The following is a 21,497-nucleotide window of genomic DNA, read 5'->3' on the forward strand; positions in this document are numbered from 1 at the left end:
AGTTCAGTTTGGACGACAGACCTGCCGACTTCGCCGCCGCTTCGCATGACGCTGCCGCCGGGCGCGGGGCGGACTGGTGGCGCGGCTGCGTCCTCTACCAGATCTATCCGCGCTCGTTTCAGGACTCCAATGGCGACGGCATCGGCGATCTGGCCGGCATCACCCGGCGCCTCGGCCATGTCGCCTCGCTCGGCGTCGACGGGATCTGGATCTCGCCCTTCATGACCTCGCCGATGAAGGATTTCGGCTACGACATCTCGAACTACAGGGATGTCGATCCGATCTTCGGGACGCTTGCCGATTTCGACGCTCTCGTCGCCGAGGCCCATCGGCTGGGGCTCAAGGTGATCATCGATCAGGTCCTGTCCCATTCGTCGAACCTCCATCCCTGGTTCGTCGAGAGCCGGTCGAGCCGCGACAACGACAAGGCCGACTGGTATGTCTGGGCCGATCCCAAACCCGACGGGACACCGCCGAACAACTGGCTGTCGGTCTTCGGCGGCACGTCGTGGAAGTGGGATTCCCGCCGCCGGCAATATTACCTGCACAATTTCCTGACCTCGCAGCCGGATCTGAATTTCCACAATCCGGCGGTCCGGCAGGCTCTGCTCGACGATGTCCGCTTCTGGCTCGATCGCGGTGTCGACGGGTTCCGGCTGGACACGGCGAATTTCTATTTCCACGACGCCGAGCTCACCGACAATCCGCCTCTCGATCCGGGCCTCCAGTCCGAAATGATGGCCTCGCGCAACCAGCCCTACAATTTCCAGGACCATATCCACGACAAGAACCGGCCGGAGGTGCTGACCTTCTTTGCCGAGTTGCGGGCGCTGCTGGACGACTATGGCGCGATGGCCGTCGGCGAGGTGGGCGAGCGCATTCGCGGCGTCGAGCTGATGGCCGAGTACACCACCGGCTCCGACCGGCTGAACATGTGCTACGCCTTCGACTTTCTCTCCGGCAACATGCCGCCGGCGCAGAGCATCCGGGCGATCATCGAGCGCTTCGAGGCGGCGGGGCCGGACGGCTGGGCCTGCTGGGCCTTTTCCAACCACGATGTCGAGCGCCATGCGACCCGATGGACCGTCGAAAGCCGCGACACCGAGAAGACGCTGAGGCTGGCCGCCGGCATCCTCCTCACCCTGCGCGGCTCGGTCTGCCTCTATCAGGGCGAGGAGCTGGGCCTGACCGAGGCCGACATCGCCTATGAGGATCTGGTCGATCCCTACGGCATCAATTTCTGGCCGGAGGTGAAGGGGCGTGACGGCTGTCGCACCCCGATGGCATGGGAGGCGGGGTCGGCCCATGCCGGCTTTTCCGATGTCCGGCCATGGCTGCCGGTGCCGCCCGAGCATGCCGCCCGCGCGGTCGATGCGATGGAGGCGGAGCCGGCCTCTTTATTGAACTTCTATCGCCGCCTCATCGCTTTTCGCGCGGCCCACCCGGCACTGCGCAGCGGCGCGATCAGGTTTCTGGATGCCCCGGAGGGCGTTCTCGCCTTTACCCGGGAGCGCGAGGGCGAGCGCCTTCTCTGCCTCTTCAATCTCACCGACCGGCCGGCGGATTGTCCGCTTCCGGCCGGCTTCGACCCGCGCCCGATCGCCGGCTCTGGCTTCGGCGGCCGGCGCGAGGGGGAGAGCATACATCTTGACGACCATGACGGTTTCATCGGCGCGCTCTGAGCGGGCGCGCACGGATTTTGGGAGGATCTGATGGCCAATCTCAAGCTCACCAAGGTGAAAAAGGCCTATGGCGCCGTCGAGGTGCTGCACGGCATTGACCTCGACATTGCGGCCGGCGAGTTCGTCGTTTTCGTCGGCCCCTCCGGCTGCGGAAAATCGACGCTTCTGCGCGTCATCGCAGGGCTCGAGGACATCACCGGCGGCACGCTGGAGATCGGCGGGCGGGTGGTCAATTCGCTGACGCCGAAGCAGCGCGGCATCGCCATGGTGTTTCAGTCATACGCGCTCTATCCGCACATGACGGTCTACGACAACATGGCCTTCGGCCTGACGCTGGAGAAGGGAACGCCCAAGTCGGAGATCGACAAAAGGGTCCGCGAGGCGGCGCGCATCCTGCAGATCGAGGATTATCTCGAGCGCCTGCCCAAGGCGCTGTCGGGCGGCCAGCGCCAGCGCGTCGCCATCGGCCGGGCGATCACCCGCGATCCGCAGGTGTTCCTGTTCGACGAGCCGCTGTCCAATCTCGACGCGGCGCTGCGCGTCCAGACCCGCATCGAGATCGCCCGTCTGCACGAGAAGATGGCCGGCACGACGATGATCTACGTCACCCACGACCAGGTCGAGGCGATGACGCTGGCCGACCGGATCGTCGTCCTCAACAAGGGCCATGTCGAGCAGGTCGGCTCGCCGATGGAGCTCTATAATTCCCCGGACAATCTCTTCGTCGCGAAGTTCCTCGGTTCGCCCTCGATGAATATTCTGCCGGCGAGGATCGAAAGCGCCGGCTCCACCACCCGCGTCGTGCCGGAAGGCGGTTCGACCGTCGATCTGCCGATCGCAACGCCGGCTTCCGCTCAGGGCCAGACGGCTCATCTGGGGATTCGGCCGGAGGATCTTTCGATGACGAGCGAGGCGAACCCGCCCTTCAGCGGCGAGGTCGTCCTGACCGAATCCCTCGGCGAGGTGACACTCGTCTATGTGGATATTGGCCGCACGGACGACCCCTTCGTCGCCAAGCTGCCGGGCGAGGTGTCGATCGAGCGCGGCCGCAGGATCGGCCTGACCGCCAAGCCCGAGGCCATGCGCCTCTTCGACGAGAGCGGGCAGGCGCTGCGGGGCGAGATGCGCCGCGCGGCGTAAGCGCGCCCGCCGCCGGCTCGGCGGGCTTTCGCGGATTCGTGCATTGAAGCGTTGACGCAAGCGTGTTCAACAGTTTCCGATCCGCGCCGGTAACGTGAGGATGCCCGCGGGCGAAGGGGATAAGGTTGATGCCGCAAGCCCGCAGGCCCCGAGAAAGGCGCGGTGCTCTCATTCCTCGCGCGCGCTCCGGTGCGTCCGACAGCCGGAGACCTGATCGACCATGCCGATCGCAAGGCCGAAGCTCGACGATCCGACGGGCGAAGCGGCAGCAAAGCCGGAGCAACACCCTCATTCGCCGCAGCGTGGCGAGAAGCAACGATCGCGGCGTGGCCCCTCACGCTATCTCCCACTTCTCGCGCTCGTTGCGGCTCTGGCTCTCGCTTACGCCTTCGGACTGCATCGCTATGTTTCGCTCGAGGGCTTTCTGGACAGCCGCGAGGCGCTGCAGGCGTGGGTTGCCGGCAACCGTCTCCTGGCAGGCGTCGGCTTCGTCCTCCTCTATGCCGTCCTCGTCGCGGTGTCCTTTCCCGCCGCGTCCCTCGTCACGGTCGCCTCCGGCTTCCTGTTCGGCTGGTTTCTCGGCGGGGCGCTGACGGTGGTCGGCGCGACGATGGGTGCGACGGTCCTGTTTCTAGCCGCGCGCACGGCCTTCGGCGATGTCCTGCGCCGGAAATCGGGCGGTGCCATTGCCCGCTTCGCGGACGGCTTTCGTGACGACGCCTTCACCTATCTTCTGCTGCTGAGGCTGACGCCGGTGCTGCCGTTCTTCGTCGTCAACATCGCTCCGGCCTTTTTCGAGGTCTCGCTCGCCACCTATGTCGCGACCACCTTTCTCGGCATCATTCCCGGCTCGATGGTCTATGCGTTTCTCGGCTCCGGCCTCGACCGGACGCTGGAAAATCTCGATGCGGGAAAGCTGGAGCTGTCCGATCTCGTCACCACGGAGATGACGATCGCCCTTGTCGGCCTTGCCGTGCTGGCCATTCTTGGCGTGGTCCTGAAGAAGACGGTGCTGCGCAAGCGCCGCGCCTGACCGGATTTTCAACGAGACTTTTTGAAGGATCGAAGGCGATGGCGCCCATTCTGAAGCCGGATCTCTGCGTCATCGGCGGCGGGTCCGGCGGGCTGACGACGGCGGCTGCGGCTGCTGCCTTCGGCGTCGATGTCGTCCTCGTCGAGCGCGGCAAGATGGGCGGCGATTGCCTGAACTATGGCTGCGTGCCCTCCAAGGCGCTGCTGGCCGCCGGCAAGCATGCGGCGGCCATCCGCGAAGCCGAGCGCTTCGGCATCTTCGCCGGGGAGCCGCGTATCGATTTTGCCGCCGTCAAGGACCATGTGCGCGGCGTCATCGCGGCGATCGCCCCGAACGATTCGGTCGAGCGCTTCGAAAGCCTCGGCGTCACGGTGCTCCAGGCGGATGCGAGCTTCGTCGACGAGAAAACCGTCTCCGCAGGGGGGCAGCTCGTCCAGGCGCGGCGCTTCGTCGTGGCCACCGGTTCCTCGCCGCTGGTGCCGCCGATCGAGGGCCTCGCCGAGACGCCCTTCTTCACCAATGAGACGATTTTCGACCTCTATGAGCGGCCGGATCATCTCGTCATCGTCGGCGGCGGGCCGATCGGGATGGAAATGGCCCAGGCTCATCGGCGGCTCGGCTCGAAGGTGACCGTCCTCGAGGGCGGGACATGTCTCGGCCGCGACGATCCCGAACTTGCAGCTCCGGTCATCGAAAGGCTGCGTGAGGAGGGTGTCGTTGTTCGCGATTTCGCCAAGGTCTTGGCTGTCGCCAAGGGCGAGGCGGGGCCGTCGATCACTTTCGAGACGGACGGGGGACGCGAGACGATCGAGGCGAGCCATCTTCTGATCGCGGTCGGACGGGCTGCGAATGTCGACGGCCTCGGCCTCGATGCGGCCGGCATCGACTACACCGCCAAGGGCATTACCGTCCGCCATGATCTCAGGACGACCAATCGCCGGGTCTATGCCGTCGGCGACATCTCCGGCGGTCCGCAATTCACCCATGTCGCCAACTATCAGGCGGGCCTCGTGCTGCGTCCGATCCTGTTTCGCCTGCCGGTGCGCGAACGTCGCGACCATTTGCCGCATGTTACCTTCACCGATCCCGAACTCGGGCAGGTCGGCCCGACGGAGGCGGAGGCGAAAGCCTCCGGCCTTCTGAAGGACGTGGTCAGCTGGCCCTATGGCGAGAACGACAGGGCCCAGGCGGAACGGCGCACCGGCGGGCAGATCAAGCTGGTGCTTGGAGCGAAGGGAAAAATCATCGGTGCCGGCGTCGTCGGCCTGTCAGCCGGCGAGATCACCAACATGCTCTCGCTCGCCGTCGGCAAGGCGATGACGGTCGCCGACCTCAGGGACTTCATTTCGCCCTATCCGACCCTTTCGGAAATTGGAAAACGCGCGGCGACGGTCTACTATCGTCCCTACACCAAGAAGGCCCTGGTGCGCGGCGCGGTGAGATTGCTCTCCCGGTTCGGATGAAGGGGCCCGACGGTTTGATGCGGATTCGGCGAGGGCTGGGGGGCCGGAGCCGATTTGACGTGGAGCTTCGCAGGGAAGGGCGCGGTTTGCATGTCGAGGAGCTGCCAGGCGGCGGCGCGACTAGAGCGGGGACATAGTTGGACGATCCCTTGAGATCGAAGGCGGTCGCCACTGACGACCAGCCGGTGCCGAAGCTGCGGCGGCGGCTGTCGGCTCGGATTCTCGCGATCACCGCGCTTGCCGTGATGCTCGCCGAAGTTCTGATCTTCGTCCCGTCGATCTCGAAGTTCCGTCAGGATTGGCTGACCGCCAAGACCGAGACGGTGGCCGTTGCGGGGCTCGCCTCGGAGGAGGCCGACATCGGCTCCGGCTCGGAACTCGGACCGAACCAGGAAACGGCTCTTCTCAAGGCTCTCGACGCCGAGCTGATCGCGATCAACGACAAGGACGCCTCGCGCCTTCTTGCCCGGGCCGAAACGGTCGGCGTTCCCGATGTCCAGATCAATCTCGCCGACGAATCGATGGTCGCGATGATCCTCGGCGCCTTCGACACGCTGCTCGCCGGCGGGGATCGGATCATGCGGGTGCAGGGGCCCGTCGGCGACGGCTCCGTCCGGGCCGAGGTGGTGATGTCGGAGCAGCCGCTGCGCAAGGCGATGCTGGTCTATTCGCGCAACGTGTTCCTGTTGTCGCTGTCGATCGCGATGTTCGCCGCGCTGCTGGTCTACACCGCGATCAGCCGCTATCTCGTGCAGCCGATCCTGCGGATGACGCAGTCGATGGTCAGCTTCGGCGCCAATCCGACCGATCCCGACCGGATCATCCGGCCGAGCCGCCGCCGCGACGAGATCGGCATCGCGCAGATCGAGCTTGCGGCGATGCAAAAGCGCCTGAACGAGACACTGCGCGAGCAGCGCCATCTCGCCGATCTCGGCCTTGCCGTCTCCAAGATCAATCACGATCTGCGCAACATTCTCGCTTCCAGCCAGATGATCTCCGACCGCCTCGCGACGCTCGAGGATCCGACCGTCCAGCGCTTCGCGCCGCTGCTTCTGCGAAGCCTCGACCGGGCGCTGCACTACACCAAGTCCGTTCTCGCCTATGGCAGGGCGGTCGAGAGCGCGCCGGTGCGCCGCGAGGTGCGGCTGAGGCTTCTCGTCGATGATGTCTACGAAACCCTCGCCCTCGACGCGAAATCGCAGATCGAACTCGTCAATGCCGTGCCGACGAACCTTCTTGCCATGGTCGATCCGGACCAGTTTCACCGTGTCATCCTCAATCTCTGCCGCAATGCCGTCGAGGCCCTGTCCGGCCGGCTCGACGATCCCGAGGTCGTTGTCCGCCAGATCCGCGTCGGCGCGGAACTTCTGGAGGCGGAGCGGGGCGGCTGGGGCGGCCTGATGATCTTCGTCGAAGACACCGGCCCGGGCCTGCCGGAGGTCGCCAGGGAGAATCTGTTCAAGGCGTTTCGCGGTTCGGCCCGCTCCGGGGGAACCGGCCTCGGCTTGCCGATCGCCGCAGAGATCGTCGAAGCCCATGGCGGCGACATCAGGCTTTCCGCCCTCGATCAACCGGGCACGCGGTTCGAGATCCGCCTGCCTGCGAAGGCTGCGCGCACCGAGCTGGCCGCAGTGCGGGCATGATCGAGCCGGGGCCGCACCGCAGTCGTGAAGACAGATTGGCGGCCTTACGAAAATCGATTTCGATTCCCCAGCCGATGCTGTAGACGGCGGCGATGGCACTTCTCGACGGCGTCAGCCTTCTCCCCCTCGTCCTGACACTGCTCGCCGCCGCCGCCGCCGCGGGGTTCCTGGCGGGGCTTTTCGGCATCGGCGGGGGCGCGATTTTCGTGCCGGTGCTCTACCAGACGTTCGAGACGCTGGGGATCAGCCATCTCGTCACGATGCATCTCGCCGTCGGATCGTCGATCGCCATCATCGTGCCGACCTCGCTGCGCTCGCTGAACTCCCATCTCAAGCGGGGCGCGGTCGACATGGCGCTTCTGAGGCACTGGATCGTCGCGATTCCGCTCGGGGCCGTCGCGGGAGCCTTGCTCGCCTCGATCGCGAGTTCCACGGAGCTCAGAGCGATCTTCGCCGTGCTCGCCTTCGCTCTCGGCGTGAAGATGCTGATCGGACGCCTGTCCATCCAGCTCGGCGCAGATCTGCCGACTGGCCTCGCCCGGCCGGCGGCCGGTTTCGTCATAGGCCTTCTGTCGGCCCTGATGGGGATCGGCGGCGGCGTTCTCAACAACACCTTCATGACGCTTTACGGCCGGCCCATCCATCAGGCGGTGGCGACCAGCGCTGGCGTCGGCGCGCTGATCGCGGTGCCCGGGCTCGTCGCCTATGTCGTCGGCGGGTGGGGGGATACGGCGCTGCCGGCCTTCAGTCTCGGTTTCGTTAATCTGTTCGCGGTCGCCATCGTCGCGCCGGCCTCGATCCTGGCCGTCCCGCTCGGTGCGACGCTCGCCCATCGCCTCTCGCGCCGGCAACTGGAGCTCGGCTTCGGATCCTTCCTCCTGATCGTCGCCGCGCGTTTTGCCTGGAGCCTCGTGTGATCCTTGCCTCTTCGACCGGCACGGCATGTGTGCGAAGCGGGCTTTGCCTCACTCGGTCAGGACCAGCCGGTCTCCGCGAAAGTCATAGGATGTGAGCGTCCCGAGGAAGCTCATGCCGAGAAGGACGGCATCGAGGCCCGAACCCTCGGTGACCGCCGCGGGAACGCCATGGCGGGTGATCCCGCCGATGGTGATCTCGTCGAGCCGGATCGGCGCTGCCCTGGCGATGCCATTGGCCGTCATCACCTGATTGGTGAAATGCAGCCGCGACATGTCGATGCCGAGCGATCGTGCCATGTCGCTATCCATCGCCACGACGGAAGCGCCGGTATCGACGATGAAGGTGGTGGCTTCGCCGTCGATCTCACCTTGGAGATAGAAGTGTCCGTCGCTGGCTCTCGTCGCCATGAAACGCTGGCGCCCGTCGTCTTCGCCGATCGGCACGACGCTGCCGGGCATGAGCACCGCGAAGACACGATTCTTGAGGGCGGAGAATTCCGGCTGGAAGGCGTAAAGGCCAATCAGCACCGCGAAGGCGAGCGTCCAGATCAGGATGCTGCTGAACATCTGCCCGAGGCGAAATCGCATGGACATCACGACCACCGCGCCGATCCCGATGCCCAGAATGGCAAGCTCGGCCAAGCGCGCGAAGCTGTCTTCGTCCATGCCGAAGACGCGGCCATCCTGGTCGAGGAAGAGAAGGGCGAGCGTCAGAGCGATCGCGCCGAGGACGAAATACAGGATGATGTCACGACGCATCGGACGCGACGACAGTCTCCGACCGTCTCTCCTTGCCGGCAGCGGCGGGCGGCTTTTGTCTTGCGGTTTCGGTCAATGCGGTCATGCGCTGGCCGAGCTCTGCCATGATCCTTTGCCGGGTGGCGGCGGAAAACCCGGCCCAGCCACCGATCTCCTCGAGCGAGCGCGCGCAACCAAGGCAAAGTCCCGTCGAGGGATCGATCGTGCAGACGCGGGTGCAGGGGCTCTCGATCGCCATGAAGACCTTGGGTTTGTGCTCGCGGTGGTTTTGCCTGGGGTGGATATGGCTTGTGAGACGGCCGTCCGCAACCGGCCGGAGCGATCGCAGGACAGGGCTTTGGGGACTCACTCGCCGCTCCAGCTCGGATCGTCCAGCGCCGGCATCACTTCCAGAACGCGCGACTGGGGGAAGATGGCGATGGCCTGCGTGCCCTCGCGCAGCCTGGAGACGAGCTCGAACTTGCCGTTGTGAAGCTTCACCAGCGCCTGAACGATGGGCAGGCCGAGGCCGGTACCCTGCTCGGCGCTCTTCATCGCCACCGAACCCTGGCCGAAGGTCGACAGGACGATCGGAATCTCCGCCTCGGGGATGCCCGGACCGTCGTCCCTGACCGAGACATACTGGCCCGCCCCGGCGGTCCAGCCGACCGAGACGACGATGGTGCCGCCGCGCGGCGTGAACTTCACCGCGTTGGACAAGAGATTGAGAATGATCTGGCGGATCGCGCGCTCGTCCGCCCACAGGGCCGGCAGATCCGTTTCGAACTCGCCCGAGACGTGCAGACCCTTGGCTTCGGCCCGGATGCGCACCACCCCGAGGCATTCCTCGGCAATGCTCACGAGTTCGACGGCTTCCTCATTGAGGTTGAAGCGGCCCGCCTCGATGCGTGAGAGATCGAGAATTTCGTTGATCAGCCCGAGCAGGTGCTGGCCGGACGCATGAATGTCCTGGACGTAGGAGCGATAGGTGTCCGAACCCAGCGGCCCGAGCATCTCACCTGCCATCACCTCGGAAAATCCGAGGATCGCGTTCAGCGGGGTCCGCAGCTCATGGCTCATGGTGGCGAGGAAGCGGGACTTGGCGAGATTGGCCTCCTCCGCCCGTCGGCGGGCTTCGTCCGACATCACCCGCGCCGTCTCGAGCTCGGCGATCAGCTCGTCCTTTTCGGCCTGGTGCACATAGCCGCGCAGCGCCGAGCGGCGAAGGATCTCGCTGACCAGGGAAAAGAAGGCGATGGCGGCGACGAGGATTGCCGTCATCGCGATGTGGGAGGGATTGGGGCGCGCGAGAGCGCCGAGGCACAGGAAGACGGCAGCCAGCGCGAAGGTCGCCGGGACGACCGCTTTCAGCGTGAAGGAGATCATCGCCATCTGGGCGAGGACGACGAAGAGAACGGCGAAGCGGAACGTATCGAAGGCCGGCCCTGAGACGCTGCCCGCGTCGAGGGCGGCGAGATAGGCCCAGCATAGCCCGGTCATGGCGTGGCCTGTCAGGAAAAGGCTCCGCCAGCGTGCTACCGCCTCGGCGGAGAGCGGTTCGCTGCCGAATTTGCGTGCCGTCGCGACGAGGGCGAGATAGCACCCGAGAGCGACGATGGTCCACAATGCTGCAGGGACAGGGCCGACATAGACGGACAGGCCGAAGCCAGTGGCCATTACCGGCAGGGGTAGGATGAAGGCTGCGGCCTTGAGCGAAGCGGCATGCTGGGCGAGCAGTTCACGAGAAAAATGCGGCGCCGTCTCGCCCCGCGTTGCCAGCCTGTCACGGGCGGCACGCAGCGTTCGCCTGATTTCGCCATTCGGCGCGGCTGGACGGACGGAGCCGCGACTGAAGGTGGGTGGTGCAGCTAAGGACATGAAGAGACGATCGGGAGCCTGCGCTCGAGTTTCGGTCCAGCCGCAGTCTGTTTCCTCAACCTTAAAAAAATGCCTTAAAGAACCGGAAATTCGCGAAAAAATCCGCCGTCGCCCGGCCAAGGGCGGCGAACCGCCTGCAGACAGGGGGGAAGGGCGGTCATCAGCCAGGGAGGAAGCACCATGCGCCTGTTCGACGGAGGCCGCGCGCCCAATCCGCGCCGCACACGGATCTTCATTGCCGAAAAGGGGATCGACGTTGCGCTCGAGCCCGTCGATATGACGAGGCTCGAACATCGTTCCGATGCGATCGCCAGCCGTAATCCGCTGAGGCGCCTGCCGGTGCTCGAACTGGCCGACGGGACGATCCTGACCGAATCGATCGCCATCTGCCGCTATCTGGAGGCGCTTCATCCAAAGCCGGCGCTCTTTGGCGAAACGCCGCTGGAGATCGCTCGCGTCGAGATGTGGAACCGGCGGATCGAACTCGGCCTCCTCGCCTCGGTCGCCGCCGCCTTCCGCCACACCCATCCGGCCATGGCCGACTGGGAGGTGCCGCAGATCGCCGCCTGGGGCGAGGCGAATCGTGAAAAGGCGGCCGAATTCCTTCGGTTCTTCGACGACCATCTCGCCGATCATCGATATGCGGCCGGCGAAGAATTCTCGGTCGCCGACATCACGGGCGTCGCCGCCATCGACTTCATGAAACCCGCGAAGATCGAGCTGCCGGCGCAACTCGCCCATGTCGCGCGCTGGTACGACGAGGTCGCGGCACGGCCGAGCATGAAAGCCTGAAAGCTTGTCGCAATTGTATGAAGCAAGTGGCGGCAGCGAACCGGAAAGCCCGCTCGCCCTTTACCGGACGATCCGCGCCTGCCGCATCTGCCGTGAGGCTCCGATCGGCAGGCCGTTGCCGATCGAGCCGAACCCGGTGCTGGCGCTTTCGCAAACCGCGCGGATCGTCGTCGCCGGGCAGGCGCCGGGCAATCTCGCCGACAAGTCGACGAAGCCCTTCAACGACCCTTCGGGCGTGCGGCTGCGCGACTGGATGGGGATCGGGCCCGAGATTTTCTACGACGCGGCCCGCATCGCCATTGTGCCGATGGGCTTCTGCTTTCCCGGCTATGACGACAAGGGCGGCGACCTGCCGCCGCGAAGGGAATGCCGCGCCACCTGGCACTCGCGCGTGATGGCGGCCATGCCCCAGGTCGAGCTGGTGCTGGCGATCGGGCTTTATGCCCAGCGCTTCCATATCGAGGGGGCGGGAAGGCAGTCACTGACGGAGACGGTCGCCGACTGGCGCTCCGTTCTCGACAGCGGCGGCCGCTTCGCGCCGGTCCTGCCCCTGCCGCATCCGTCCTGGCGCAACAATGCCTGGCTGAAGCGCCATGGCTGGTTTGCTGCCGAACTCCTGCCGGAACTGCAAAGAAGGGTCGCCGCGCTGATCTGATGAGGGGCAGGCAAAGCGGGATCGACCAAGATCCGGCGGGAGGGACAGCTTGACGGCTTGCCGGCGAGGCTCGACCATGGTCATCAATCGGCCGGACGAAACAGCCGGTCGGGACGGCAGGAGCAACAGATGCAGACGATTTTCGTGCAGTTCAAATGCCAGGCGGGCATGGCCTACAAGGTGGCCGACGCGCTGGTTCTTGAGGTCGAGGAGATATCGGAGGTGTTTTCCACCTCCGGACATTACGACCTCATCGCCAAGTTCTATCTGTCAGACGACCGCGACATTGGCCATTTTGTCACCGAGCGCCTGCAGGTTCTTGATGGCGTCTCGGACACCTTCACGCTCGTCGCTTTCAAGGCCTTCGGCTAGTTCGTCGGAGCGGCGCTCCGCACAGGGCGGCCAGATCTGGTTTCGCCCCGCCTGTTTGGCGGAATAAAGCGCCGCGTCGGCGCCGGCAATGAGGCTTTCCTGGGCGCCGCGGGAAATCCTGTCGCTCATTACGCCGATGCTGACGGTGATCGGTGTCTTGCCGTCGGCGTGGAAGATCCTGAGGGCCTCGATCTCGGCACGCAGCTCTTCGCCGATCATCAGCGCGTTCTCGGGCAGCATGTTCACCAGAAAAACCAGGAATTCCTCGCCGCCGAATCGAACCACGAGATCCTGATCCTTTCGAACCTTTCCGAGCAGGGCGTTCGCCACACGCTTCAGACAGGCATCGCCCGCAAGATGACCATTCTCGTCATTGAAGCGCTTGAAGTGATCGACATCGACCATCAGGACCGCGACCGGCAGATGCGAGGTCGTGGCCTCCAGATCGCCAAACACCGCATCGAGGCGGCGACGGTTGTAGAGGCCGGTCAGGACGTCCAGCTCGGCCTCCGTCTGGGCCTGATCGACGCGCAGCTTGTCCTGCATGGCGCGCAGGAAGCCGTGGCGGGCGTCGCGCTGCATCTGTCGATTGGCGGACAGTGAAAGATAAAGCGCCGCGCCCGCCGCCATGACGCCGATCGTGAGAACCGGCAGGGGGGCCCCGGTCGCAAAAAGCGTTCCGACATAAAGCGCGAAGCCGAAACAGCTGGTGACGAGCGCTTGATCGTATTCGAGACGCAGCAGCACGTTCATGAAAATCAGGACGACGATGGCAAGGTACTGACAGTGCTGTGCCGCCTCGCTGGTATGATTGAGGGCGTAGATGAAGAGGATCTGCGCGACGATCGCGATTGGCCCCAGCGCGACGTAGTAGTCCCGCTTTCGAGGGTCGTTCTCTTTGCGCAGGGCAAAAGCGGAAAACACGATCAGGGGCGAGACGACGAAAAAGTGCAGCGCGGCACTCAGCCAGAACGTCCCCGGCAACAACAGGTAGTCGACGAAGAGAAAGACGTTGTAGCAAAGGAGTGTCGGCAGGAGCAGGGCATTCGACAGCCTTTGGCGGAAACGCGCACGATGCGCATCGTAGGCGGCCTCGATCTCGCTTGGAAAGGTAAACCGGTATCCACGTCCGGCAATCAGTCGATCGATGTCTGCCAGCTGCATGGATCGCAGGCTCCCTTGCGCTGCACTTTGCCTCCACGCGGTTGAACAGAGGCTTAATCAAATGGATCGAATTGCCCCCGCTTCGGGGTCGGCGCTCCCGCAACCCGGGTCAATCGACCAGCGCGCTCGGCAAAAGTTGTGCTTCGGCGGGCATTACGATTATATTGCCGGCTTATGAAATAAGTTCGGTCATCGTCTCGCGATCGATATTCGATCCGGCAAGCCCCTATTCTACAGCATCGGCCCGGAAATCGAAATCGATCTCCAGGCCGATGCCGCATTTCGACAATAGGGCGATTTTAGAGAAGGAGCGCCCTTTCTGCGTCCAGACGGATGCAGTGAGCTTCAAATTGGTGTGATCGAGCCTTCGCCTACCAGAGCGAATAGCGCAGGCCGGCCTGGATGGTGTGGCGCTTGAAGCCATCGTCACGACCGCTCGCCGCGATCGTGTCATCGGTATCGGAGTCGCTGCCCGTGAGCGATCCGATGTTGCCGCTATCGACATCGGTGAAGCGATAGCCGAGATCGATCTTCAGGTTCTGGGAGACGTCGTAGGAAACGCCGGCCATGAGGGAGTAGGCAAAGCGCCAGTCCGAGCCGCCTTTCATGGACATGCTGTCGAAGGTCGATCCGCAGTCGTCTCCGCCGTAGCGACATTCCAGATCGTAGCTGACCTGCACGCCGCCGGCGCCGGCGCCGACATAGGGCGTGAAACCGGCATAGGTGCCGAGATCCACATAGGCGTTCGCCATCAGCTCGTAGGCTTTCGCCTCCGTATCGACGGACAGGTCGCCCGAGGAAAAGTCGGCGTTGTCGACGTCCGATTTCCAGTATCCGAAGGTCGCGTCGGCTCGGAGGAATTCGTTGAACTTGTAGCCGAAGCCGACGCTGAACTCGGCATTGCCCTGCAGTTGCAGTTCATCGTCCGGGGCGCTTGCCGTGCCGAGCGGGGTCGAGACGTCGAAGCTCGAGCGAAGGTCGCTCTTGAACTGGTAGCCGGCATCGCCGCGCAGATACCATCCGGTGCCGATCTCGACCGGCTGCAGCTCGGGCACGTCCTGATAGAGCGGCGCGTCATAGATCGGCGACAGATCCGCAGCATTGGCTGCATTCGTGCCGCAAATGACCGCGAGTGACGCGACAGCGCCGAACCAATATACCACCTTCATCGACTTCAGGTCCCCTGCCCCTATCGGCTTCACGCGGCGCAGACTGCCGACGCCACCTTGAGCGGGACTTTCGCAGGGAAGGGTTAATGCGTGATTAACCCTGTTTGTTAACCAAGGCTCTGCGCCGACCCTTGCATCGCGCCGCAAGCCCCGTCCGTCTCGGCAGCGGCACGCTCGCGAAACGCCCGGCGGATGATCTTGCCGCTGGTGGTCAGCGGCATGTCGTCAACGAAGGCGATCTCGCGCGGATATTCATGGGCCGACAGCCGGTTTCGCACGAAATGCTGGATTTCGGCGGCGAGCGCCTTCGTTTCCTCGACGCCGTCCTTAACGACGACATAGGCCTTGACGATCTCGGTGCGCAGGGGGTCGGGCTTGCCGATGACGGCGGCGAGCTTCACCGCCGGATGGGCGATCAGGCAGTTTTCCACCTCGCCCGGGCCGATGCGATAGCCCGCCGAGGTGATGATGTCGTCGTCGCGGCCGAGAAAGGCGACATAGCCGTCTGCGTCCATGACGGCCTGGTCTCCGGTCAACAGCCAGTCGCCGGAGAATTTCGCGGCGGTCGCAGCCGGATCCTGCCAGTATTGCAGGAACATCACCGGGTCGGGAGCCCTGATGGCGATCGTGCCCGGCGTGCCGCGGGCCACTTCCCGTCCGTCCTCGCCGCGAAGCGCCACCTCATGGCCGGGCACGGCCTTGCCGATCGCGCCGCCCCGCGAGACGCCAAGGGCGGCCGAGGAGCCCAGCACCATGTTGCATTCGGTCTGGCCGTAGAACTCGTTGACGGTCAGGCCGAGCGTGTCCCGAGCCCAGTCGTAGGTCGCCGCCGGCAGGCTCTCGCCGGCCGAAGCGATGGTCCGCAGGTTCAGATCGCCGATCGCTTCTTCGTCGCTCGCAGCGGCTAGTATTCGAAGTGCCGTGGCCGGCAGGAAGGCGTTGCGAACGTTCTGGCGTGCCATCAGCTGATAGGCTTCGTCCGGCTTGAAGCGCTCCGACGAAAAGACCACGGGCACGCCCAGTTGCAACGAGGGCAAAAGAACGTTGAGAAGACCGCCCGCCCAGGCCCAGTCGGAGGGCGTCCAGATCCGGTCCCCCGGCTGCGGGTAATCCTCGTGGGAGAAGCGGATGCCCGGCAGATGGCCGAGAACCACTCGGTGGCCATGCAGCGCGCCCTTGGGCGCGCCGGTCGTCCCGGAGGTGAAGATGATCAGCGCGGGATCGTCAGGGCCGGTGTCGGCATCCCCGATCGTCGCGGGCGCGTCGGCGACCAGCCGGGAGAAATCGTCCGGTCCCCCGCCGTCGCCCGGTCCCCCGCCGACGATGATCACGCTTTCGAGCGAGGCCAGCGATTCACCGACGGCATTGAACGTCGCCAGTCCCTCCTGGTGCAGCACCGCCAGCCTTGCTCCCGAGGCCTCGAGCCTGAAACCGAGCGCGTCCGGTCCAAAGCGCATGGCCAGCGGCACGGCGATGGCCCCGAGCCGGTAGACCGCAAGATGGGCGATCACCGTTTCGAAGCTCTGGGGCAGGACGATCGCCACCCGGTCGCCGCGGCCGATCCCGCGGGCGGCCATGGCGCCTGCAAGCTTTCTGGAGGCGAAGGCGAGTTCGCCATAGCTCATGGTCAGAGCGGCCGCGGCGCCGCGGTCCTCGATCAGGCAAATCCGCTCCGGTGCCCGGCAGGCCCAGGCGTCGGCACAGGCCGAGGCGATGTTGTAGCGGGCGGGCAGGTTCCAGGCGAAGCCGGCGGTGAGAGACTGATAGGTTTGCATTGCACTGCACAAAAAGCACTCGCCGGCCTATCCGGCAAGTACGTCGACCTTTCGGCGGCCGAAAAGTGAACGGCGCTGCAAGTGTTCTGGACGAATTTGCCGGGGAACGGCGACAAAGTCTCAGATGACGACGAAGTCCGGTGCGACGCTCTTTGCAAGCACCGTGCGCATGTTCGGAAAGTCGTTGCCTTCGAGCTTTGTCTCCAGCGCTTCTCCCGACAGGCCGTAGCCCAGCCAGCGTGCGGTCAGCCGCTCGCGCAGGACCGCCTCCGGCACTTCGACGAAGGCCGTCGCGTCGAAGAACTGCCGCAATGGCGCCCAGACCGGGTCGTCCAGCAGCAGATAATTGCCCTCGACGATGATGGTGCGAACATCGGGCCCGATGATCCGGGCGCCGGCGCGGGCGATTTCGATTGACCGGTCGAAGACCGGGACGGCGACTTCGCTCTCGGGGCGTTCGACGAGCCGTTGCAGCGCAGACAGGAGGCCGCCGGTGTCGAAGGTGTGCGGTGCGCCCTTGCGGGGCCGGTGCCCCCGCGCATTGAGGACGATGTCGTCGAAGTGGAAACCGTCCATCGCAAGCACCGCGGCGACGCCCGGCTTTGAGCGGCCGAGTTCCTCAACCAGCCAGTCCGAAAGCGTGCTCTTGCCCGATCCCGGCGATCCGGCGACCGCGATGATCTGACGCCTTTCACAAGACGTCTCGGCGAGGCGGGCGGCGAGTTCTGTGCGTGTCAGCCGGATTGTCATGGGGGCGGTTCCGCTCCGACGGGTGTGATCGAGCGCTCGCTGGCGGCATCGACGGATCAGGCCCATCATGGACGAAACCGGCAAGCCGGTCACGTCCGCGCAGCGCCGCACGGGACGGCGGATGGATGAAACTTGTGGAGATTTGCGCTCGCCCAAATGCCCGGACCGGCATCGCCGGACGGCCGATCTGCCGATCAGATCGAGACCGGGTCGGTGCGGCCGGTCTCTTCGAGTTCCCAAGCCGCCGACCAGGTCTGATTGCGTCTGTCGATCGTGAGGTAATTGCGCTCGCCGGCATAGGTCGTCTTGTAGTTCGGCAGCGGCAGGATCCGTATCTTGCGACCCTTCAGCGGGCTTTCGCCGAACCTTGCCAAGAGACCGAGCACCCAGGGGTAGGCGGGGGAGGGGGCTGGATGGGAAATTCCCGACGCGACGAGCTGATGCAGGACGCCGCCGCCCTGAAGACGCATCTCGCCGCGCGTCGCGAGGTGGATCTCCCCGGAAACGACCGTCAGCTGGCCGTTGCCGCTCTCTTCCCAGCTTGCCAGAAGCGCCAGAAACCGGCGCCATTCGTCACGGTGAGTCCGGCTTTGCCACTGGTCGCGGAGGTCGTCCTCGTATTCGCTGGAACCGGGCACCAGATCGGCGATGAATTCGGCGAAGCTCAGCCGCGGCCCGAGCGCCGGCACGCTGGACAGGACCAGAATGCGGTCGCCCTTCGGGGTCTGCGCGAATGCCTGGTCCAGCACCTTCCAGCCGACGTCGCCCATCACCCGCTCGAGCCGTCGCTCGCTGCGAAGGTCCGGCGCGATGATCGACAGCCCCGGATAGCGAACCGCGATGCCGAGATTGGTCCCCGTCTCGTCGAGGCCGATGGCTGGCGTCTTTCCCGGCTGGACCGCGAGCTGGAAGATGAGGAACATTTCCCGCGCCGCCGTGAACAGCGCCCGGCCGACGGGACTGTCGAGCATTGCGGCCGGATGGCTGCCCCAGCCGTCCATGATGTCGTGATCGTCCCACATCATGATCGAGGGAATGCGGGCTGCAAGGCTCGCAAAGGCCGGGCGGGTATAGGTGATCAGATAGCGGTCGAAGTAAAACCGCCGCAGCGCCTCGGTGATTTGCGGGGTGAGTGCGACGGCGCCGCGCTCCTTCTTCGGCAGGCTCTGCCAGCGTTCGACCTCCGGATGGCAGAACAGCACGTCGTCGGCATAGAGCTGGTCGCCGCCCTGGAGCAGAAGCGAAAAGGGCTCGCGCAGGTTCTCGTCGGCAAGGCGCTGCCACAGCACGTCGCGCTCCTCGATACCGCGATCGAGATCGCCTTCTTCCTGGCCATTGCAGGAGACATAGGCGATGCGCATGTCCGGGTGCGCGGGCGAAGCGACGTGAAACCGCTCTCCGTCCACTTCGTAGCTGCCGCCGGTGCCGCTCGGCAGACGAAACTCACAGGCATGGACGGTCCGGCCGAAAAGGCTGACGAGCTCGTAGGTCTCGGCCTTGCCGGCATCGGTCGAGACAGACGGAGCGGCCTCGCCGGCAGGGCGCACGATGATCGCCCGCAGGCGGTCGCCCGCCTCGTCGCCGCCTTGCGCGAAAAGAATCGGATCCGTCCGCAGAACGGCCGGCTGTGTCCCGCTCGGCGCCGTCGTCGCGTCGCCATTCATGACTGCCATCAATCTGCTCTTTGATCCCGCCAGAGCGTGCCGACTACCAAATCGGCGTTCAAAACTCGGGCGGGATATAGGGAGCCTTGCGAGCTTTGCAGCGGCACGGCTCGAATTGGCCGCTTGCCGAAGCTTTTACCAGCGGGCGAGCCAGGCCTCGCCGCTATTCTTGGAGCTTTCGCTCCGGGTTTTCGCTTCGGAGGAAGCGGCCGCAGTTTCGACGCCGGGTAGATCGCTCGTCGAAGCAGCACGGCCGTCGCTGACGGCCGCCGTCTCGGCAACGCGCCCGCCCCGGACCGCGTCTTCGGCTCGGGCCGGCTTTCGCGTCTCGAACATGGCGAGGAAGGGGCTTTTCTGCCGGGTTGCCGTGGCCTCGCCCTCCGCAGGCCGCTCGATCGGCGTCGGCACGGCGGAAGCTGTTTGCGCGCGCGGTTCTGAATAGCCGATGGCGGACGTCGCATTGCCGGGCTTTGGGGGGGCGGTCGAGGCGGTGCGCATCAGATCGATCGCGCCGGCGGCATTCTGAGCCTGCCGGATCTCCGACTGGCTGACGATCTTGGCGTCCGGATTCAGGCGGCGGGAGATCTTTTCGTAAAAGGCATTGCCGCCCGCGATCAGCCGGTAGCTCATGTTGCGATAGGGAAAGTGCATGCCCGCCGTGTGGAAGAACTTGGCATGGGCGACGGCCTTGTGCCGCTCGCCGGACAGGACCCGATAGGCGACCTTCATGGCCAGCTCCTTGCCGGCCTCCATGCGGCGGGTCATCACGCCGGGGGCGAACTGGTTCGGCTGGCCGACGACCGCGCAGACGTCGTTGGGATAGGCTGGCGAATCGACCCGGTTCATCACGACGGTGCCCACGGCCAGCATGCCGTCCTCGCTCGAGCGATTGGATTCGAAATACATCGCCCGTGCCAGGCATTCCTGCGCCGGGCCGAAATCCTTGGTCGCCACGGCCTGGAAGGCCTCGTCGGCGCCGGGTGCGCCGACGCAGCCAGCCAGCGGCAGGAGAAGGGCGATGACGAGGCCGAAACGGCCGCTGGTAACGGGGTATGTCGTGTTCATGACAAAGCCGTGATCGCCAATTGAGGCAGCAAGTCGACACATTTGTCGCAAAAGATTGCATCGCATGGCGACTGTTGCCGTGATGCCGCAGCGCGTCGCCGTCGTAGAGCGCAGCCGGTTCGCCCAAAACGCGGCCCTGCCGGCGCTTCGGCCGCTTATGACGCGGCATATGGCTGCATAATTTTCGATCTTCGCTGCGCAGGCTCTGGGCAAGCTTCGCCCGGACGAAAGCGGAAATTGCGACGGATCGCCCATTTGGCCGCGGACTTGCCGCGCTCCGGCGAGCTGGCATGCTTCTTGATTGCTCGGGCTATGTGCGGTGCGTCTAGGGTTCCGGCATTCCATCTGGGAATGTGCTGGTCCGAGAGACGCACTCCCCGTGAGTTGCGGGGAGACACGGCGGGCCAAAATCCCGGGAGAACGCCGCACGGACCCGCGTGGAGCGGGCCGTCTCCCGGTCCTCTTTGCGCGACGAGACCATCCAAGGCCGCTTTCGGCCGTCGCGACGAAAAGGACGATGCCCATGAGAATGCTCGCCGCCGCCCTCGCTCTCGCCGCCACCTGCCTTTCGACGGTGCCCAACGCCCAGGCCGAGGAGAAGAAGGACTTCTCGGTCTGCTGGTCGATCTATGCCGGCTGGATGCCCTGGGGCTACATGCAGGATTCCGGCCTGTTGAAGAAGTGGGCCGACAAATACGGCCTGACGATCGAGGCCGTCCAGATCAACGACTATGTCGAATCAATCAACCAGTACACCGCCGGCCAGTATGACGGCTGCACCATGACCAACATGGACGCCCTGTCGATCCCCGCCGGCGGCGGCGTCGACACGACGGCCCTCATCGTCGGCGACTATTCCAACGGCAATGATGGGGTGATCCTCAAGGGCAAGGACAAGCTGGAGGATATCAAGGGCCAGCGGGTCAACCTCGTCGAACTCTCGGTGTCGCATTACCTGCTCGCGCGTGCGCTGGAGAGTGTCGATATGGCGGAAAAGGACGTCACGGTCGTCAACACCTCCGACGCGGACATGGTCGCCGCGTATCAGACGCCGGACGTCACCGCCGTCGTCACCTGGAACCCGCTGCTCTCGACGATCGCCGCCATGCCCGACTCGCACGAGGTCTTCGATTCCTCCAAGATCCCCGGCGAAATCCTCGACCTGATGGTCGTCAACACGCAGACGCTGAAGGACAACCCGGATTTCGGCAAGGCGCTGACCGGCGCCTGGTATGAGATGATGACGCTGATGCAGTCCGACACGCCGGAGGGCAAGGCTGCTCTCGAAGCCATGGCCAAGGCGTCCGGCACCGATCTGCAAGGCTTCGAGGATCAGCTGTCGACGACGGCGATGTTCTACGACCCTGCGAAGGCCGTCGAATTCACCAAGTCCGACAAGCTGCCCGAGACGATGACCTTCGTCGCCAACTTCCTCTTCGATCACGGCATTCTCGGCCAGGGCGCGCCGAGCGCCGATTTCGTCGGCATCGAATATCCAGGCGGCAAGACCACCGGCGACGAAGGCAACGTCCAGCTGCGCTACGACCCGGAATATATGGAGATGGCGGCCGAAAAGGCGCTTTGATCGAACGGGTGG

19 protein-coding genes and 1 riboswitch are annotated in these 21,497 nt (G+C 65.0%); of the genes, 10 read left to right on the forward strand and 9 right to left on the reverse strand.

The genetic code is table 11. From position 1 onward, the window contains the following. Nucleotides 1-8 precede the first annotated feature (8 nt). The 6 genes from J6595_RS11340 to J6595_RS11365 all read left to right on the forward strand — a co-directional run bounded on the left by J6595_RS11340 (nucleotide 9) and on the right by J6595_RS11365 (nucleotide 7,878). Entirely contained in the window at nucleotides 9-1,682 is a 1,674-nt protein-coding gene (locus J6595_RS11340; protein WP_245198149.1) for an alpha-glucosidase family protein, read from the forward strand. A 30-nt stretch (nucleotides 1,683-1,712) separates the two neighbouring features. Further along, on the forward strand, nucleotides 1,713-2,822 hold the full coding sequence (locus tag J6595_RS11345) for an ABC transporter ATP-binding protein (RefSeq protein ID WP_209594667.1): 1,110 nt from the start codon (nucleotides 1,713-1,715) through the stop codon (nucleotides 2,820-2,822). Between the two features lie 220 nt (nucleotides 2,823-3,042). Continuing rightward, nucleotides 3,043-3,855 carry a TVP38/TMEM64 family protein gene (locus tag J6595_RS11350; protein WP_209594668.1) on the forward strand — a complete coding sequence of 271 codons (813 nt, stop codon included), beginning with the start codon at nucleotides 3,043-3,045 and terminating at the stop codon, nucleotides 3,853-3,855. 38 nt (nucleotides 3,856-3,893) lie between these two features. Then, nucleotides 3,894-5,318, forward strand: a complete 1,425-nt coding sequence (locus J6595_RS11355) for a dihydrolipoyl dehydrogenase family protein (protein ID WP_209594669.1) — start codon at nucleotides 3,894-3,896, stop codon at nucleotides 5,316-5,318. Between the two features lie 149 nt (nucleotides 5,319-5,467). After that, complete coding sequence (locus J6595_RS11360; protein WP_245198160.1) at nucleotides 5,468-6,961, forward strand: ATP-binding protein; 1,494 nt, start codon at nucleotides 5,468-5,470, stop codon at nucleotides 6,959-6,961. 92 nt (nucleotides 6,962-7,053) lie between these two features. Further along, entirely contained in the window at nucleotides 7,054-7,878 is an 825-nt protein-coding gene (locus tag J6595_RS11365) for a sulfite exporter TauE/SafE family protein (RefSeq protein ID WP_209594670.1), read from the forward strand. Nucleotides 7,879-7,926: 48 nt separating this feature from the next. On the opposite strand, the gene J6595_RS11370 is transcribed toward J6595_RS11365, so the two are convergent. The 3 genes from J6595_RS11370 to J6595_RS11380 all read right to left on the reverse strand — a co-directional run bounded on the left by J6595_RS11370 (nucleotide 7,927) and on the right by J6595_RS11380 (nucleotide 10,494). Beyond that, on the reverse strand, nucleotides 7,927-8,637 hold the full coding sequence (locus J6595_RS11370) for a retropepsin-like aspartic protease family protein (RefSeq protein ID WP_209594671.1): 711 nt from the start codon (nucleotides 8,635-8,637) through the stop codon (nucleotides 7,927-7,929). After that, nucleotides 8,627-8,875 carry a DUF1289 domain-containing protein gene (locus J6595_RS11375; protein WP_209594672.1) on the reverse strand — a complete coding sequence of 83 codons (249 nt, stop codon included), beginning with the start codon at nucleotides 8,873-8,875 and terminating at the stop codon, nucleotides 8,627-8,629. The genes J6595_RS11370 and J6595_RS11375 overlap by 11 nt, the downstream gene beginning before the upstream one ends. A 107-nt stretch (nucleotides 8,876-8,982) precedes the next feature. Then, on the reverse strand, nucleotides 8,983-10,494 hold the full coding sequence (locus tag J6595_RS11380) for a sensor histidine kinase (RefSeq protein ID WP_209594673.1): 1,512 nt from the start codon (nucleotides 10,492-10,494) through the stop codon (nucleotides 8,983-8,985). Between the two features lie 180 nt (nucleotides 10,495-10,674). On the opposite strand from J6595_RS11380, the gene J6595_RS11385 reads away from it, so the two are divergent. The 3 genes from J6595_RS11385 to J6595_RS11395 all read left to right on the forward strand — a co-directional run bounded on the left by J6595_RS11385 (nucleotide 10,675) and on the right by J6595_RS11395 (nucleotide 12,313). Next, nucleotides 10,675-11,286, forward strand: coding sequence for a glutathione S-transferase (locus tag J6595_RS11385; RefSeq protein WP_209594674.1), 612 nt, complete (start codon nucleotides 10,675-10,677; stop codon nucleotides 11,284-11,286). A gap of 13 nt (nucleotides 11,287-11,299) precedes the next feature. Next, on the forward strand, nucleotides 11,300-11,941 hold the full coding sequence (locus tag J6595_RS11390; RefSeq protein WP_209594675.1) for a uracil-DNA glycosylase family protein: 642 nt from the start codon (nucleotides 11,300-11,302) through the stop codon (nucleotides 11,939-11,941). 129 nt (nucleotides 11,942-12,070) lie between these two features. Beyond that, nucleotides 12,071-12,313: an Lrp/AsnC family transcriptional regulator gene (locus tag J6595_RS11395; protein ID WP_209594676.1), complete on the forward strand. Its 243-nt coding sequence runs from the start codon at nucleotides 12,071-12,073 to the stop codon at nucleotides 12,311-12,313. Here J6595_RS11395 and J6595_RS11400 read toward each other — a convergent pair. From J6595_RS11400 to J6595_RS11425, 6 genes are all read right to left on the reverse strand, one after another. Next, nucleotides 12,212-13,477: a GGDEF domain-containing protein gene (locus tag J6595_RS11400; RefSeq protein ID WP_209594677.1), complete on the reverse strand. Its 1,266-nt coding sequence runs from the start codon at nucleotides 13,475-13,477 to the stop codon at nucleotides 12,212-12,214. The two genes, J6595_RS11395 and J6595_RS11400, sit on opposite strands and share 102 nt — an antisense overlap. Before the next feature lie 371 nt (nucleotides 13,478-13,848). Further along, entirely contained in the window at nucleotides 13,849-14,646 is a 798-nt protein-coding gene (locus tag J6595_RS11405) for an outer membrane protein (RefSeq protein WP_209594678.1), read from the reverse strand. Between the two features lie 107 nt (nucleotides 14,647-14,753). Next, nucleotides 14,754-16,421, reverse strand: a complete 1,668-nt coding sequence (locus J6595_RS11410) for an AMP-binding protein (RefSeq protein ID WP_209594679.1) — start codon at nucleotides 16,419-16,421, stop codon at nucleotides 14,754-14,756. A 120-nt stretch (nucleotides 16,422-16,541) separates the two neighbouring features. Beyond that, nucleotides 16,542-17,171 (reverse strand): nucleoside triphosphate hydrolase, encoded by a 630-nt coding sequence (locus J6595_RS11415; protein ID WP_245198162.1) that lies wholly within the window; start codon nucleotides 17,169-17,171, stop codon nucleotides 16,542-16,544. Nucleotides 17,172-17,365: 194 nt separating this feature from the next. Then, complete coding sequence (locus J6595_RS11420; protein WP_245198164.1) at nucleotides 17,366-18,844, reverse strand: alkaline phosphatase D family protein; 1,479 nt, start codon at nucleotides 18,842-18,844, stop codon at nucleotides 17,366-17,368. A 126-nt stretch (nucleotides 18,845-18,970) separates the two neighbouring features. Then, entirely contained in the window at nucleotides 18,971-19,900 is a 930-nt protein-coding gene (locus J6595_RS11425) for a cell wall hydrolase (protein ID WP_245198174.1), read from the reverse strand. A 314-nt stretch (nucleotides 19,901-20,214) separates the two neighbouring features. After that, nucleotides 20,215-20,321, forward strand: a riboswitch (guanidine-I (ykkC/yxkD leader). 96 nt (nucleotides 20,322-20,417) lie between these two features. Between J6595_RS11425 and J6595_RS11430 the strand changes: the two genes are divergently transcribed. Then, nucleotides 20,418-21,485: a putative urea ABC transporter substrate-binding protein gene (locus tag J6595_RS11430; protein WP_425342142.1), complete on the forward strand. Its 1,068-nt coding sequence runs from the start codon at nucleotides 20,418-20,420 to the stop codon at nucleotides 21,483-21,485. Nucleotides 21,486-21,497 lie beyond the last annotated feature (12 nt).

The sequence above is a fragment of the Jiella mangrovi genome, from assembly GCF_017815135.1.
Classification (GTDB): domain Bacteria; phylum Pseudomonadota; class Alphaproteobacteria; order Rhizobiales; family Rhizobiaceae; genus Jiella; species Jiella mangrovi.